Origin of the sequence: Pyxidicoccus sp. MSG2 (assembly GCF_026626705.1) — a bacterium.
Classification (GTDB): Bacteria; Myxococcota; Myxococcia; order Myxococcales; family Myxococcaceae; genus Myxococcus.
Map to the genome: position 1 here is coordinate 3,054,006 of NZ_JAPNKC010000001.1, position 14,526 is coordinate 3,068,531.

Sequence of the window (14,526 nt, forward strand, 5' to 3'; positions counted from 1 at the left end):
GGGCCGGGACGTCAGTGCCTCGCGGGCACGGTGGGCTCCTGGCGGGTGACGGCGGCGCGGGTGGCGGCGTCGACGTTCATCGCGCCGCCAGCCGGAAGCTCCAACCGCGCGGGCGGCCGGTCCAGTCGCGGCGTGGGGCCGGTGATGATGCGGGCCGACTTGGAGAACGTCAGGTACGAGTATGCCCAGTCGAGCAGCACCGCCAGCCGGCTGCGGAAGCCGATGAGGAAGGTGATGTGGATGAGCAGCCAGGCCGCCCAGGCGGAGAAGCCGGACTGCTTGAAGTGGCGGAAGGCGATGCCCACCGCGTGCCCGCGGCCAATCACCGCGTAGGAGCCGCGGTCCCAGTACTTGAAGGGCTGCATGGGCTTGCCCATCAGCCGGTGGCGGATGTTGAGAGCCACCTGCTTGCCCATCTGCATCGCCGCGGGCGCGAGGCCCGGGACGGGCTTTCCATCAGCCCCCTGCACGGAGGCGAGGTCTCCGGCGACGAAGATGTCGTCGTGCCCGGGCACCGTCAGCTCGGGCGTCACCTGCACGCGGCCGGCGCGGTCCAGCTCCACGCCCAGCGTGCGGGCCACCGGGGAGGCGGCCACTCCCGCCGCCCACAGCACCGTGCGGGCCGGGATGTGCTCGGCGCCGATGAACACACCCGTCTCGTCGATGTTGGTGACGCGGGCGCCCGTGCGGACCTCGACGCCCAGCTTCTCCAACGTGCGAAGTGCCTTGAGGGACAGGTCCTCGGGGTAGACGGGCAGCACGTTGCTCACACCCTCGATGAGGATGATGCGCGCATCGCGAGGGTCGATGTTCTGGAAGTCACCGGGCAGGGAATGGCGGCTGATCTCCGCCAGCGCGCCCGCCAGCTCCACGCCGGTGGGGCCTCCGCCGATGATGACGAAGTTGAGCAGCGCGCGGCGGGCCTCCGGGTCCGTCTCGCGCTCTGCCAGCTCGAAGGCCATCAGGATGCGGCGGCGGATTTCCACCGCGTCCTCGATGGACTTCAGCCCCGGCGCGAACCGCGCCCAATGGTCATTGCCGAAGTAGGAGTGCGTGGCCCCGGTGGCGATGACGAGATAGTCGTACTTCAGCTCGCCATCCGTCAGCAGCACGCGCTTGCCGACCGTGTCCACCCCCGTCACCTCCGCCAGCACCACGCCCACGTTGTGAGGGCCCAGCACCCCGCGTAGGGGCGCGGCAATCTCGCTCGGGCTGAGCGTCGCGGTGGCCACCTGGTACAGCAGCGGCTGGAAGAGGTGGTGGTTGTGCCGGTCCACCACCGTGACGCGCACGGGCCGTTTGTAGAGGTGCTTCGCGGCGTAGAGACCGGCGAAGCCTCCGCCGAGGATGACCACATGGGGCAGGTCTTCGCGTTTCGGGCTCACGCGGAAGAAAGTCATACCCTCCCCCCCAAACTTCAACGCGAAGCGCCAACTCGCGAGCAGCCAGCCGGGCGCTCCCCTGGATGCATCCAGAAGAACAGGTAACAGCTCACAGTGGCACCATAAGAACACCTCACCTGACGTTGCGCATGATGGGGCCTGGCGGGCCCCCGCGCACAGCCCGCCTTCAATCCCTGACGCAACCGGCACCCTCCGCCGCGCGGGACTCCGGCCACGCGCGTGGACGGCTTCGAAGCCTCGCTCCCGAGGATGTAGGGCCCGGCATGGCCGTTGCTCACCTGCCCGCCCGATGCGCCCGGCCCGCGGCTCGAGGCCGCGCACGTGGCGCAGCATCCACTCACAGGCAGGGCGGCGAGGGAGCCGAGGACGCGATGAGCAAGCTCACGGAGAAGCTGAAGGCGGTAGCGGCAGCGGTGGCGTCAATCGAGAAGCAGTTCGGCCGGGGCGCGGTGATGACGCTCGGGGGCGAGGGCCGGGAGCAGAAGGTGGCGGTCATCCCCTCGGGCTCGGTGGGGGTGGACCGGGCGCTCGGCGTGGGCGGCTACCCGCGTGGCCGGGTGGTGGAGGTGTTCGGCAACGAGTCCTCGGGCAAGACGACGCTCACGCTGCATGCGATTGCGCAGGTGCAGACCGTGGGCGGCGTGGCGGCCTTCATCGACGCGGAACACGCGCTGGACGTGTCCTATGCGCGCAAGCTGGGCGTGAAGGTGGAGGAATTGCTGGTGTCGCAGCCGGACACCGGTGAGCAGGCGCTGGAAATCACCGAGCAGCTCGTGCGCTCGGGGGCGGTGGACCTCATCGTGGTGGACTCGGTGGCGGCGCTGGTGCCCAGGGCCGAAATCGAAGGGGAGATGGGGGACGCGCACATGGGCGTGCAGGCGCGGCTGATGAGCCAGGCGCTGCGCAAGCTCACCGGCGCGGTGAGTCGTTCCGGCACGTGCATCATCTTCATCAACCAGATTCGCATGAAGATTGGCGTGATGTTCGGCAACCCGGAGACGACGACGGGCGGCAACGCGCTGAAGTTCTACGCGTCGGTGCGGATGGAGATTCGCCGCACGGGCAACCTCAAGGACGGGGACGCGGTGGTCGGCTCGAGGGCGAGGGTGAAGGTGGTGAAGAACAAGATGGCGCCGCCCTTCCAGGAGGCCGAGTTCGACCTGCTCTACGGCAGCGGCATCCACCGCACGGGCGAGGTGCTGGACCTGGGCGTGGCCACGGGCCTCATCGAGAAGTCGGGCAGCCACTTCAGCCTGCGCGGGGAGCGCATCGGCCAGGGCCGCGAGCGCGCCGCGGAGTGGCTGCGCGAGCACCCGGACGTGCTGGAGGCGCTCGGCAGGGAGCTCACGGGCACGACGGCCCTCCCCTGCCCTCTCGCCTCCACGGAGGCCGCCGCCTAGGACGAGGCCTGCAGCGCGTCCAGGGAGACAGGCAGGGGCATCCGGCGCTGCCCCGCGCACAGCACGAGGCCGCCGTCGGTCCCCTCCTCCAGGAGCTGACCGAGCTGGTACTGGGCATCGCGGGAGAAGCGCGCCCGGGCGCGGCCCTGCTTCACCCGGCAGGACAGGACACCGTCGGGGTCCACCTGCAGGGTGGAGGGTTCCAACGCCTCGGCCGTGCGGTCGCTCAAGCGGACGGAGACCCGCTCGTCCGAGGTGACGTCCACCGTGCGCACCTCGTAGGCGGCGCCCTCCACCTGGACGTAGCACCAGTCCTTGCCGATGCGCAGCTGGTAGCGGTCCTCCTCGTCCAGCACCAGGGAGCTGTTGAAGAGCTCGATGATTTTCGGGTGCTGGATGGGCTCGTCGTCGTGCCACCAGCGAAGGGTGGCGTCGAGGCGGATGCCGCTGTCCTCGCGGGTGTGCCAGCGCTTGCCGGGAGGGGGCTGTCCGGTGGGAGGTTGCATGGCCTCTCTTATGTGCGCGCGGGGCGCGGAGGATTCAAGCCCGTGGACCCCGGGCGCCTACCAGTTCCGGACAAGCTCCGTGTAGCCACGGAAGGCCACGGCGCCCCAGAAGTTCACCAGCACGCCGAGCGCCACCGCGGCCATCACCGCGCGGTTGCGCAGCGACCAGCCGCCGACGGCGAAGAGCAACAGGAGGTAGGGCGTGTAGTCGAGGCTGAAGCGGAAGCCGAACTGCATGTAGCCGGTGTTCTGGTACAGCAGGCCCGGCAGCGCGCACGCGGCCACGGTGAGCCACAGCGACCAGTGCAGGCGCGGGCGCGTCTTCGGAATGAGCAGGAAGACGAGCAGCGGCAGCGTCAGCAGCAGCGTCAGGCCATACGGGTCATAGGCCAGGCGCAGCGGCTCCAGCGACACCTTCGGCAGCTTGAGGAACGCGGCCTCCAGGTTGCGCGGCAGGTACTCCCAATGGAACAGGCCCCGGTGGTCGATGTCCGCGTTGACGCGGTTGTTGAAGAGGAAGCGGTGGCCGAACTCCCCGGGACGGCCGAAGCGGTAGACGTTGTACGCGGCCGCGATCAACCCGAGGGGCGCGGCTCCCAGGGCGAACAGGCCCACCTTGCGCGCCGCGGGCTTCCAGTTCCGGCCCAGGGCCTTGAGCTGCTCCAGGCGGGGCTCCGGCCCGGGGCACAGTGCCTCCAGGACGAAGAAGACGCCCGTGAAGAACAGCGGCGTGCGGGTCAGCGTGGCCATGGAGAAGAACAGGCCGGCGAGCACGGGCCGGTGGGCGCGCACCCCGTTGCGCACGTAGAGACAGGTGAAGGCCACGCCCATGACCTCGGCGCTGAACCAGACCTCGCCGCGGATGGCGCAGTAGAAGAACAGGGTACCGAAGGCGAGGATGAGCGCGAGGGCGATGTTCTCGTCGCGGCCGCGCGCCGACTCGCCCTCCTTCGCGAGGAAGCGCAGCAGCGAATAGAAGAGCGCCACCGCCAGCGCGCCGACGATGACGTCGAAGGAGGTGTCGTTGAACTGGTAGCCGTGCAGCGCGACGAAGGGCAGCATGACCACGGCGGGGAAGGACGGGAAGCTCACGAACCAGCGGTCGCTCGGGAGCGGCCGGCCCTCGCAGCGGACCTTCTCGCCGTCCACCAGTCGCACACAGGCCCAGTCCTCCAGGTTCGGCAGCACCTGCGGGTCGATGTCCGGCCGGCCGTCCAGCCACGACTGCGCCTGGTAGACGAAGTGCGGCGCCGCGCTCTGGCGCAGGAACCGCTGCGAGCTGAAGCTGGCCAGCACCACGAAGGACACGAGGAACAGCACCACCTCCACGCGGTAGGCGGACAGCCACACGCGCAGGATGTTCAGCGGCAGGCCTCCCGAGGGCGCCGGAGTCGTGCCTCGCGGCGGGACGGCGGAGCCGGACGCAGGGCTCGTGCCGGAGTGGCTGGGCTCGGACGCGGAGGGCGACGGGCTCTCGGTGCCGGCGTTGTCGGCGCCGGCCCCGGCGTTGGCGCCCGTGTCGGCACGAACGTGCCCGGACGTGGACTCCGGCGCGGCCGTGCCTCCCGTGCCGTCGTGCCCGGAAGCAGACGTCGGTGCGGCCTTGCCCCCCGTACCGGCAGCGCGTGAATCGGAAGCGGATGCTGGCGCGGCCGCGCCCGAGGGGCCCTTCCCCTCGGTGGGCCCAGAGGTGCCGGCCGGGCTGGAGGTGCCTCGCGCGGGGGAGGACGGACGGGGGCGCTTGGACTTGGAGCGGCTCATGGGGTGGCGGCCGCGGCGAGCAGGTGCTGCCGCAGCATCTCCAGCGTGTGGGAAGCGGCGAACAGGCGCACGCGGTCGCGGTCGCCGGAGAGGGTGATGCGCTCGCAGCGGGTGGGCATCCCCGCGCCAGCCAGCGCGCAGTACACGGTGCCCACCGGGTCCTCCGGCGTGCCTCCGCCCGGACCAGCGTAGCCCGTCACCGACAGGCCGTACGTGGTGCCACAGGCGGCGCGGACGCCCTCGGCCATGGCGATGGCCGTCTCGCGGGACACCGCCGTGTGGCGCTCCAGCACCGCCGGCGGAACGCCCACCCATGCGGTCTTCATCTTCTCCGAGTACACCACCGCGCCGCCGATGAAGACGCTGCTGGCCCCCGGCACCGCGGTGAGTTGCTGGGCGATGAGGCCACCGGTGCAGCTCTCCGCCGCCGCCAGCGTGGCCTTCGCGCGCCCGAGCTTCTCGAGCAGCGCCGCTGCGTACTCCTCCGCATCCGCGCCGAACACGCTCGCGCCCAGCACCCGGCGGCAGTCCGCCTCCGCGGCGGCGAGCGCGGCGTCGGCCTCGGACTGCGAGGGCGCCTCGGCCATCAGCTTCAGGTGGTTCTCCGGCGCGTGCGTGCGGAAGCCGAACACCACCCGGGGGTGGCTCGGAGCCAGGGGCATCACCTGCTGGTCCAAGACCGACTCACCCATGCCCACCGTGCGCAGCAGCCGGAAGGCACGGTGCATGCGGCCGGGCTCCGCCTCCAGCCACGTGCGGATGCGCGGCAGCACCTCGCCGTCCAGCAGGGCCCGGTACTCGCGCGGCACGCCGGGCAGGAAGAACAGCCGGCAGCGGCCCAGGGTGAGGATGACGAGGGGCGCGGAGCCCGCCGGGTTGCGCACCGGCTCGGAGCCCTGGGGGATGCGCGCCATGCGCAGCTGACCCGCGTTGAGGTTGGGGGACATGCCCCTCTCGGCGTAGCGCTCACGCAGCCAGCCGAGCACCCGGGCGTCCTCCGTCATCGGCACGCCCGCGGCCGCGGCGGCGCACTCGAGCGTGAAGTCGTCCGACGTGGGGCCCAGGCCCCCGGACACCACCACCACGTCCGCGCGCGAGGCCGCGGCCAGCAGCGCATGGGTGATGTCCGGCCGCACGTCGCCCACGAGCACCACGCGCTCGACCTTCACTCCCAGGTCGAAGAGGCGGGCCTCCAGGTACGTGCTGTTCGTGTCCGTGATGAGGCCGGTGACGAGCTCGTCACCGGTGCACAGCAGCTCGACGCGCATGGGCCGCGCATCCTAGCGGCAGCGGGCGGCGGCGGCACGGATTGAAGGAGCGCCCCTTCCGCCACCCGGCGTCCCGGAATCTGGCATTCCGGCGGGACACCCACTGCTCGGGGGCAGCCCCGTTCCACTCCGGGGCCGCCGACACCGTGACTCGATGACGGACTACAGGTACGCCGGGCCGTCGTTGCCCGGGCCGGCGTCTTCCTCGGCGTCCTCTTCGTCCTCGTCCTCATCGTCGATGACGGAGGCCACGGCCACCGCGGCCACCGAGCCGGCGGCCACCTTGCGCGCCACCAGGTGACTGCGCACGTGCACCGCGGACTCCACCAGGCCCACCGCCAGGTAGGCGCCGCAGCAGGCCACCAGCACCCAGGCCGGGTGGAACTGCGTGGCAATCACCACGCCGCCGAGCACCACCAGCATGAAGACCAGCGCGCTCTTCCGGTTCGGCCGCGTGTCCTTGAAGGTGCGGTAGCGCACCGTCGACACCATCAGCAGCGACAGCCCGGCCACGGCCACGGCCATCGGCATGGCGGCGGCCTCGCCCAGGGGCGCACCGCCCGCCGCCGCGTGGTGGGAGATGATGACCGACACCAGCATGCCCGCGGCAACCGGGATGGGCAGCCCCACGAAGAAGCGCCCACCGCCGCCGTGCGGGTTGCGCGCCGCCAGCACGTTGAAGCGCGCCAGCCGCATCGCGCCGCACGCGGCGAACGCGAAGGAGATGAACAGGCCCACGAAGCCCAGCGGCGCGAGCGCCCACTTGTAGACCAGCAGGCCCGGCGCGGCCCCGAACGAGATGACGTCCGCCAGGCTGTCGAGCTGCACGCCGAAGTCGCTCTGCGTCTTCGTCAGGCGGGCCACCCGGCCGTCGCACCCGTCGAAGAACATGGCGAAGAAGATGGCCAGGGCCGCCTGGTAGAGCTGCACGGGACCGGCCTCGCCCGAGCACAGGGTGATGGCATAGAAGCCACAGAAGATGGACGTGACGGTGAAAAGGTTCGGGAGCACGAACATCAGTTTCCGCAACTTCATCATTCCCTCGACTTCCTCTGATGCCCGTGAGTTCCGGCAACAGGACGGCGGGTGAACCGACCTTAGCAGGGTTTTATTTGCGTCAACGTCACCCTGGGGTCCGTTAAGGAGGCGGAATGGATGCTTGGCGGTGGGGCGTGTGGGTGCTGGTCGCCGTGCTCGCCCTGGTGCTGTGGAACGTCATATGGGTCGCGGCCGTCCGACGGTGGTACCGCCTCCGGACGGAGCTGCCCCAGGCCCTCCGTGTCCGGTGCGACGACGGCTGGGAGTTGACCGTCCATGTCCGGCGCGCGCCGGTGCGCCGCTTCGAGGAGCCGGTGCTGCTGTGCCACGGGCTGGCCGCCAACCGGTTCACCTTCGACTTCGAGCCGCCCTACTCCGTGGCGCACTACCTGGCCGACGCCGGCTTCGACTGCTTCAGCGTGGAGTGGCGCGGCACCGGGCACTCGCGCCTGCCGCCCCGGGGCCGACGGTACACGGACTTCACCATCGACGACCACATCCTCCATGACGGGCCGGCGCTGCTGGAACTGGCGCTGAAGGAGACCGGGGCGAAACGGGCCTTCTGGCTCGGCCACTCGCTGGGAGGGCTGGTGGGCTACGGGGTGGCGCAGGGCCCCGAGGGGCCGAAGCTGGCCGGGCTGCTCACCCTGGGAGCCCCCGTGCACTTCAAGTCCGGGCCCCTGATGCGCGCGCTCATCTCCCTGGGTGTGCGCGCCGCATGGCCCGCGCGCTTCCGGCATGAGTGGATGAGCGCCAGCCTCGCGCCCTTCCTCGGCTACGTCACCCTGCCCCTCTCGGACTTGATGGTGAACCCCGAGCACATCCCCCCGCGCATCCAGCGGCAGGTCTACGCGAACATGATGTCGTCGATGAGCCGCAAGGTGCTGCTCCAGTTCCAGGACTGGATTGAGCACGATGCGTTCCGCTCCTTCGACCGCGCCACGGACTGGCGCGCGGGCATCTCGCGCTTGCAGCTTCCGCTGCTCGTCATGGGCGGCAGCTCGGACCGGCTGGCCACGGCGCAGAACGTGGAGTCCCAGTTCGCGCTCGCCACCGCGCCGGACCGCGCGCTGCACATCTTCGGCAGGGACCACGGCGACAAGATGGACTACGGGCACGGCGACCTCATCTTCGGCGCCGGCGCGCCCCAGGAGGTCTACCCCCTCATCCGCGAGTGGCTGGAGCGCCATGCCACGCGGCTTCCCTCCGAGGACGTGCAGCCTCCGGCTTGAGGTCCTCGCGCGCGGCGGTCAGCGAGGTGCGGCTGTCTTCTCGGGATGGCCGGCGACACAGGGAGTCGGCAGGCCGCGCGCGTCCTCCGAGCGCACGCGCTCCAGACTCACTCGCGTGTTGCCCTGGCAATCGGCCCAGACGAGCCCGTCCCCCAGCCCGCTCGCGGTGAGCCCGTCCACCCGCAGCTCCCCCTGGCCCGTGGCCGTCATGGCCGCTCCGGCGCCATCGATGACCACCCCCGTGGCCTCCAGCCAGGCCTGCGTGTCCACCGCGAGTCCCGAGTACCGGCACCCGCTCAGCTCCGCGTCGCGCAGCTTCACGTGGGCCGCCTGCGCCGCCAGGACGCACGAGCCCGCCACTTCGCGCACCACCACGCCTTCCACGTCGGCCTCCACCTCGCGCAACTGCAGGCCGTCCCCGGCTGACCCATCCGCCGAGCGCACCCGGAGGATGGTGCCGTCGCGCAGCCGCAGCCTTCCGTGCAGGGCCGACAGGCCGTACTCGGCCGAGCCTTCCACGCGGAAGCGCTGGACCTGGAGGTCCCCGCCCACGAGCTGCAGCCCGCCGTAGTCGCCGCTGTCCCGCACCACCACGTCCTCCAGCACGCCCCGGCTGCCCACCACGCCCAGGCCGGCGCGCTCGGCGCGCACCGAGGTGAAGCGCCGCACCTCGAGCGTCCGCGCCCGGGTGGCCGACAGGCCGTACTCGTGCCCCGTCACCCGCACGTCCTCGAGGATCAGCGCGCCGTCCACCACGGAGAAGGCCGAGCCCTTGCCGCCCTCCGCCACTGCGTGCCGTACGTCCGCGTGCCCGGCGTCCACGCCGACCGCGGAGTCCGGACCGGAGAACTTCACGTCCGCCAGCTCCACGCGGGCCCCGGCCCCGCGCACCCGCACCGCGCGCCGGTAGGGACCGGTGAAGGCGCTGGCGGTGATGCGGGCCTCGACCGCCTGTGCCCGCGCGATGGGCGCTCGTGGAGCGGGCTCCGGCGGCTCACCCTGAACCCCTGATGCTCGCGGCGTCCCCGCCTCGGCCCCGCCTGCCGCTTCTGGCTGCGCGCCCTCCAGCAGCACCCCCGTGGTTCCCGGCACGGTGGCCTCGAAGCGGCCGGACTCCACCTCCAGCCGCCCGGCCTCCACCCTCACCGCGCCCGTCCGCTGGCCGCTGAAGCCCACCCGCTCCACCCGCACCCGCCCGCCCCCCACTTCCAGCCCCCAGCCCCCACCCCGCACCTCGAGGTCCACAAGCGCCGCGTCCCGGCCTGCCCGCAGCACCGGCGCTTCCGCCCCTTCCGTGGACAGCACCGAGGCCGGCCCCAGCCCCTCCAGCCGTACGCCCTCCGGCAGCGTGAAGGGCCCCGCGTACGTCCCCGCCCCCAGGTGCACCGTGAGCGGACCGGGGCGGATCAGCGCCTCGGCCAGCGAGCGGAGGGGCTGCTCCCGCGTGCCGTCCCCGGGGACGCGACCCGCCGCGTCCACCCACACGTGGGTGCGACTCTCCCCGCCAGGCCGGGTCGCCTCGCGAGGCGCCGGACCCCGGCAGGTACACAGCGCGAGGAGCAGCGGGAGGACCGTTCGGAAGCGCACGCAGCCGGGCACTCTAGCGCCTTCCCGCGCGGGCACACGGAATGCGATCAGCACCACCTGCCAAGTGATCAATATTCCAAAGACTTTCTTCCAATCACGATCACACACCACACTCAAAACCTCACTGCGGGTGGAGTGTTGGAATGTGACACGCGCGGCGGACTTCTCCTCTGTAAGCCCGCTGTTTCAGAGAGCCAACTTTTCGTCCGAGGCCGATTTTCCGGCCTCGGAGCGCGGCCAGCATTGACAGGGAAAAGAGCGATTTGTTACCACCGTTCGGGTCAAGCACATTCAAGAACAGACAACGCAAGGACGGAGGGGCGTAATGACCAAGGCAGAGCTCGTCGAGGTGGTGGCGGCGCAGACACGTCTCACCAAGAAGTCCGCGGCGCAGATCCTCGACATCGTCTTCACCAACATCGGCAAGGCGGTGAAGAAGGACGCCCGCTTCAGCTACCCCGGCTTCGGCACCTGGTCGGTGCGCTCGCGCAAGGCGCGGAAGATCCGCAACCCGCAGACGAACGAGATGATGAAGCTGAAGGCCTCGAAGACCATCGGCTTCCGGCCCGCCAAGGAGCTGAAGAACTCGCTCTGAGCGGTGCACCCGCCCTGGCGGCCCCGGTCCTCGTTCAGGGGCGCTGACCCACAGGTCGGCGCCCCTGATGCGTTGCGGGGTCCGTCGGCATGTGGCCCCGCGCCATGGGCGGGCCCTCCACCGGACCCTCCACCGGGGACGCCTCGTCGCCGCCCAGCGCGTCCAGCGGGTCCAGCGCCTGGCCGTCACGCCACAGCTCGAAGTGGAGGTGGACGCCCGTGGCGAGCCCCGTCTCTCCGGCGAGGCCCAGCGCGTCGCCTCGCTCCAGGATTTCGCCCGGCTCCACCAGCACGCGCGACAGGTGGCTGTAGCGCGTCACCCAGCGGCCGGCGTGCTGCACCTCCACCTGGTTGCCGTGGTCGCCGTTCCACCCCGCGCGCAGCACCACGCCCTTCTCTGCCGTGTAGATGACCTGTCCCTGTTGCGCGGCCAGGTCCACGCCCAGGTGGCGCCGGTTCTCCCCCAGTATCGGGTGCCAGCGCTGGCCGAAGAGGCTGGTGATGGAGACCGGGGCCAGGGGCCACGCCAGGCGCGGGAGCCCGTTCGTCTCTTCCGGGTGCTCCAGGCGCCGCAATTCCGCCATGCGCACGGCGAGCCGGCCCACGCGCAGCACCACCGCCTCCGCCAGCGCGCCCGGCATGTCGCCGTAGGTCCGGCCGTCCTGCTCCAGCTCGGCCTCCAGCACGCTCCGGGCACGGAGCACGTCGCGTGCGTCGGTGCCCTTCACCGGCCGCGCCAGGAAACCGTCCAGCGCGCGGTTCATCGCCTCCCAGTTCTCTGCCTGGGATGCCGGCATCGCCCCGCCCCGCGCCACCTGGGCACGGTACGTCCGGGCCCGCTCGGTGAACGCGGCGAGCACGGCTTCGAGCGCCCCGGAGGATTCGGGGGCGGACTCGTGCACCGCGGGCCCCTGGCTGGCAGAGGGCCTCGAGCGCTCGTCGTCCGGGCCCGGGGAGCCGTAGAGCTCGTCGAAGCTCATCTTCGGCTCCGCGCGCGGCGCGGCGCAGGCACAAGCAGTGAGGATGACGAGGAGGCTGAAGCGACGCACGGCACGGTGAGCCTACCACGCCACGCCCGGGCCCCTCCTCACGCCGCGGGAGTGGGCGACGGGTGTCGGACAGTCCCGCGTTTCACGCGGCGTGGGGGCGCGTGCCACACCACGCCCTCGGACAGGACGTGGGAAGGGCCCATGGGACATGGACACTTGTCCCCGTCCGCGAGCAGCGGAAGCGGAAGGAGCGTTCCTTCCGGGAGGACCGCCCCGAGCCCGCAAGCAGCGGAAGCAGAAGGAGCGTTCCTTCCGGGAGGACCGCCCCGAGCCCGCGAGCAGCGGAAGCGGAAGGAGCGTTCCTTCCGGGAACCCACCCCGGAGGGCGAGGCGGGACGTGCTGAGCCGGCCGCAACGGGACGCGGAAGGAACGTCCCTTCGGGGGCTCCCCCCAAAGGGGCTCCGTGGCTTCCCGCGCCGTGAATCAGGCGACGGTGCGACGAATGCGGGCCACGGCCTCGTCGATGTCCGCGGCGGACACGTCCAGGTGGGTCACGAGGCGCAGCGTGCGCGGACCGGTGGGATTCGTCAGCACGCCCTGCTTCGTCAGCAGCGCCACCATCTCCGACGCGGGCTTGGAGAACTCCGCGAAGACCATGTTGGTCTCCACCTGCGCCGAGTCCACCTTCACGCCCGGGACTTCCGCCAGCCCCGCCGCCAGCCGGCGCGCATTCGCGTGGTCCTCGGCGAGCCGGGCCACATGGTTGTCGAGCGCGTACAGCGCCGCCGCCGCCAGCATGCCCGCCTGCCGCATGCCGCCGCCCAGCCGCTTGCGCAGCCGCCGCGCCTCATGGATGACGTCCGCCCGGCCCGCCAGCACCGAGCCCACCGGCGCGCCCAGCCCCTTCGAGAAGCACACCGACGTCGAGTCCGTCAGCTTCGACCACGCGGACACCGGCACGCCCGCGGCCACCTCGGCGTTGAACAGGCGCGCGCCGTCCAGGTGCACCGCCAGCTTCGCCTGGCGCGCAGCCTCCACCACCGCGCGGAAGCGCTCCACCGGCCACACCGAGCCGCCCCCGCGGTTGTGCGTGTTCTCCAGCGACAGCAGGCGCGTGCGCGGCGCGTGGATGTTCTCCGCGCGCACCGCCTCCGTCACCTGCTCCGGCGTCAGCAGGCCCCGCTGCCCCGGAAGCTGCGCCGGCTGCACGCCCCACAGCGCCGGTACCGCGCCGCCCTCGTACTGGATGATGTGGCTGCCCGCCTCGGTGAGGACCTCGTCGCCCTGGCGGCAGTGCGCGCCGATGGCAATCTGGTTGGCCTGCGTGCCCGACGGCACGAAGACGGCCGCCTCCAGCCCGAGCCGCTCCGCCACCCGTGCCTCCAGGCGGAACACGGTGGGGTCCTCGCCATAGACGTCGTCTCCCACGTCGGCCTCGGCGATGGCGCGGCGCATGGCGGGGGTGGGCTTCGTGACGGTATCGGAGCGGAAGTCGATGGGCTTCATGGGTCTCTCGAAAAAGGTGGGCCCTGGCCGGTGCTTGGGCTCGCGTCAGGGGTGACATACAACGGCCGCGTGCCTGGACGTGAGAACGCAGCGGAGAAGCGGAAGCGCGCGGTGGCGGTGATGGACCGGTTGCAGGCCGACATGCCGGACGCCCGCATCGAGCTGGACTACCGGACGCCCCTCGAGTTGCTGGTGGCCGTCATCCTCTCCGCCCAGTGTACGGACAAGCGGGTCAACCTCGTCACCCCCGCCCTCTTCCAGCGCTTCCCCGACGCCCGGGCGTACGCCGGAGCAGAACCGACGGACGTGGAGCCGTTCATCCGCACCTGCGGCCTGTACCGCGCCAAGGCGAAGAACATCGTCGCCGCCGCCCGGGCTCTCGTGCAGGAGCACGCCGGCCAGGTCCCCCTCCAGCGCGACGTGCTGGAGCAACTGCCGGGCGTGGGCCGCAAGACGGCCGGCGTGGTGTGCATCCACCTGGGCGGCGACGCGGCCTTCCCCGTGGATACCCACGTGAAGCGGCTGGCGTACCGGCTCGGCTTCACCACGCGGGAGGACCCCGACAAGGTGGAGCTGGACATGCAGGCCGTGCTGCCCGCGGAGCGGTGGGCCCTGGGGCACCAGCTCCTGGTGTGGCATGGACGGCGCACGTGCTTCGCCCGCTCACCCGAGTGCGGGCGCTGCGTCGTCGCGGACCTGTGTCCGAAGAAGGGCGTCCGCTAGACCCGCACGCCCGTCTCGCGCGAGGTCTTGAGGCGCTTCATCCGCTTGCGGATGAGCTCGCGCTTCAGCGTGGAGACGTGGTCCACGAAGACGGTGCCGTTGAGGTGGTCCGTCTCGTGCTGCACGGCGATGGCGAGCAGCCCGTCGCAGCGCAGCGTCTGCTCCTGGCCCTCCACGTCGAGGAACTTCACCGTGACGACGGCGGCCCGGTCCACGTCCTCGGACTCACCGGGGATGGACAGACAGCCCTCGCTGTAGGTCGTCTCGCCCTCCAGGGCGATGAGCTCCGGGTTGATCATCGCGATGGGCTTGGACTCGGGCTGGCTGGGGGTGGTGTCCAGGACGATGATGCGCTGGAGCACGCCCACCTGCGGGGCGGCGAGCCCCACGCCCTCGGCGGAGTACATCGTCTCGAACATGTCCTTCACGAGGACTCGGACGGCTTCGTCCACCTTCGCCACGGGCCGGGCCTTCTGCTTCAGGACGGGGTCGGGCCAGATCAGGATCTCGCGAACCAT

At 71.4% G+C, this 14,526-nt stretch carries 13 protein-coding genes; 4 read left to right on the forward strand and 9 right to left on the reverse strand.

Features of this window, described 5'->3' with window-relative positions; all coding sequences use genetic code 11:
• Positions 1-11: 11 nt before the first annotated feature.
• Entirely contained in the window at positions 12-1,400 is a 1,389-nt protein-coding gene (locus OV427_RS11390; protein WP_267856102.1) for an NAD(P)/FAD-dependent oxidoreductase, read from the reverse strand.
• A gap of 374 nt (positions 1,401-1,774) precedes the next feature.
• Between OV427_RS11390 and recA the strand changes: the two genes are divergently transcribed.
• Positions 1,775-2,803, forward strand: a complete 1,029-nt coding sequence (gene recA, locus OV427_RS11395; RefSeq protein ID WP_267856103.1) for a recombinase RecA — start codon at positions 1,775-1,777, stop codon at positions 2,801-2,803.
• Here recA and OV427_RS11400 read toward each other — a convergent pair.
• From OV427_RS11400 to pssA, 4 genes are all read right to left on the reverse strand, one after another.
• On the reverse strand, positions 2,800-3,309 hold the full coding sequence (locus OV427_RS11400) for a DUF1285 domain-containing protein (protein WP_267856104.1): 510 nt from the start codon (positions 3,307-3,309) through the stop codon (positions 2,800-2,802). The genes recA and OV427_RS11400 overlap by 4 nt on opposite strands.
• A gap of 57 nt (positions 3,310-3,366) precedes the next feature.
• On the reverse strand, positions 3,367-5,070 hold the full coding sequence (locus OV427_RS11405; protein WP_267856105.1) for a hypothetical protein: 1,704 nt from the start codon (positions 5,068-5,070) through the stop codon (positions 3,367-3,369).
• Entirely contained in the window at positions 5,067-6,338 is a 1,272-nt protein-coding gene (locus OV427_RS11410) for a CinA family nicotinamide mononucleotide deamidase-related protein (RefSeq protein ID WP_267856106.1), read from the reverse strand. The genes OV427_RS11405 and OV427_RS11410 overlap by 4 nt, the downstream gene beginning before the upstream one ends.
• Positions 6,339-6,500: 162 nt before the next feature.
• The gene (gene pssA, locus OV427_RS11415; protein WP_267856107.1) at positions 6,501-7,376 is read right to left on the reverse strand and encodes a CDP-diacylglycerol--serine O-phosphatidyltransferase; all 876 of its coding nucleotides are present in this window, start codon (positions 7,374-7,376) and stop codon (positions 6,501-6,503) included.
• A 113-nt stretch (positions 7,377-7,489) separates the two neighbouring features.
• On the opposite strand from pssA, the gene OV427_RS11420 reads away from it, so the two are divergent.
• Positions 7,490-8,608, forward strand: coding sequence for an alpha/beta fold hydrolase (locus OV427_RS11420; RefSeq protein ID WP_267856108.1), 1,119 nt, complete (start codon positions 7,490-7,492; stop codon positions 8,606-8,608).
• Between the two features lie 18 nt (positions 8,609-8,626).
• On the opposite strand, the gene OV427_RS11425 is transcribed toward OV427_RS11420, so the two are convergent.
• Positions 8,627-10,195, reverse strand: coding sequence for a hypothetical protein (locus OV427_RS11425; RefSeq protein WP_267856109.1), 1,569 nt, complete (start codon positions 10,193-10,195; stop codon positions 8,627-8,629).
• A 325-nt stretch (positions 10,196-10,520) separates the two neighbouring features.
• Here OV427_RS11425 and OV427_RS11430 point away from each other — a divergent pair, with 325 nt between their 5' ends.
• Positions 10,521-10,790 (forward strand): HU family DNA-binding protein, encoded by a 270-nt coding sequence (locus tag OV427_RS11430; protein ID WP_002635502.1) that lies wholly within the window; start codon positions 10,521-10,523, stop codon positions 10,788-10,790.
• Positions 10,791-10,824: 34 nt separating this feature from the next.
• Here the strand turns inward: OV427_RS11430 and OV427_RS11435 are convergent, their stop codons facing one another.
• Both OV427_RS11435 and ltaE read right to left on the reverse strand, forming a co-directional pair.
• Positions 10,825-11,838 carry a M23 family metallopeptidase gene (locus tag OV427_RS11435; RefSeq protein ID WP_267856110.1) on the reverse strand — a complete coding sequence of 338 codons (1,014 nt, stop codon included), beginning with the start codon at positions 11,836-11,838 and terminating at the stop codon, positions 10,825-10,827.
• 424 nt (positions 11,839-12,262) lie between these two features.
• Complete coding sequence (gene ltaE, locus OV427_RS11440; protein WP_267856111.1) at positions 12,263-13,285, reverse strand: low-specificity L-threonine aldolase; 1,023 nt, start codon at positions 13,283-13,285, stop codon at positions 12,263-12,265.
• 30 nt (positions 13,286-13,315) lie between these two features.
• On the opposite strand from ltaE, the gene nth reads away from it, so the two are divergent.
• Positions 13,316-14,008 (forward strand): endonuclease III, encoded by a 693-nt coding sequence (nth, locus tag OV427_RS11445; protein ID WP_267856112.1) that lies wholly within the window; start codon positions 13,316-13,318, stop codon positions 14,006-14,008.
• Here nth and def read toward each other — a convergent pair.
• Positions 14,005-14,526, reverse strand: a complete 522-nt coding sequence (gene def / locus OV427_RS11450) for a peptide deformylase (RefSeq protein WP_267856113.1) — start codon at positions 14,524-14,526, stop codon at positions 14,005-14,007. The two genes, nth and def, sit on opposite strands and share 4 nt — an antisense overlap.

Excerpts from the sequence above, each read along its gene's own strand:
- OV427_RS11400 (WP_267856104.1), bottom strand. The coding sequence starts at position 3,309 with ATGCAACCTCCCACCGGACAGCCCCCTCCCGGCAAGCGCTGGCACACC.
- recA (WP_267856103.1), top strand. The coding sequence starts at position 1,775 with ATGAGCAAGCTCACGGAGAAGCTGAAGGCGGTAGCGGCAGCGGTGGCG.
- OV427_RS11410 (WP_267856106.1), bottom strand. The coding sequence starts at position 6,338 with ATGCGCGTCGAGCTGCTGTGCACCGGTGACGAGCTCGTCACCGGCCTC.
- OV427_RS11430 (WP_002635502.1), top strand. The coding sequence starts at position 10,521 with ATGACCAAGGCAGAGCTCGTCGAGGTGGTGGCGGCGCAGACACGTCTC.
- OV427_RS11405 (WP_267856105.1), bottom strand. The coding sequence starts at position 5,070 with ATGAGCCGCTCCAAGTCCAAGCGCCCCCGTCCGTCCTCCCCCGCGCGA.
- pssA (WP_267856107.1), bottom strand. The coding sequence starts at position 7,376 with ATGATGAAGTTGCGGAAACTGATGTTCGTGCTCCCGAACCTTTTCACC.
- def (WP_267856113.1), bottom strand. The coding sequence starts at position 14,526 with ATGGTTCGCGAGATCCTGATCTGGCCCGACCCCGTCCTGAAGCAGAAG.
- ltaE (WP_267856111.1), bottom strand. The coding sequence starts at position 13,285 with ATGAAGCCCATCGACTTCCGCTCCGATACCGTCACGAAGCCCACCCCC.
- OV427_RS11390 (WP_267856102.1), bottom strand. The coding sequence starts at position 1,400 with ATGACTTTCTTCCGCGTGAGCCCGAAACGCGAAGACCTGCCCCATGTG.
- OV427_RS11420 (WP_267856108.1), top strand. The coding sequence starts at position 7,490 with ATGGATGCTTGGCGGTGGGGCGTGTGGGTGCTGGTCGCCGTGCTCGCC.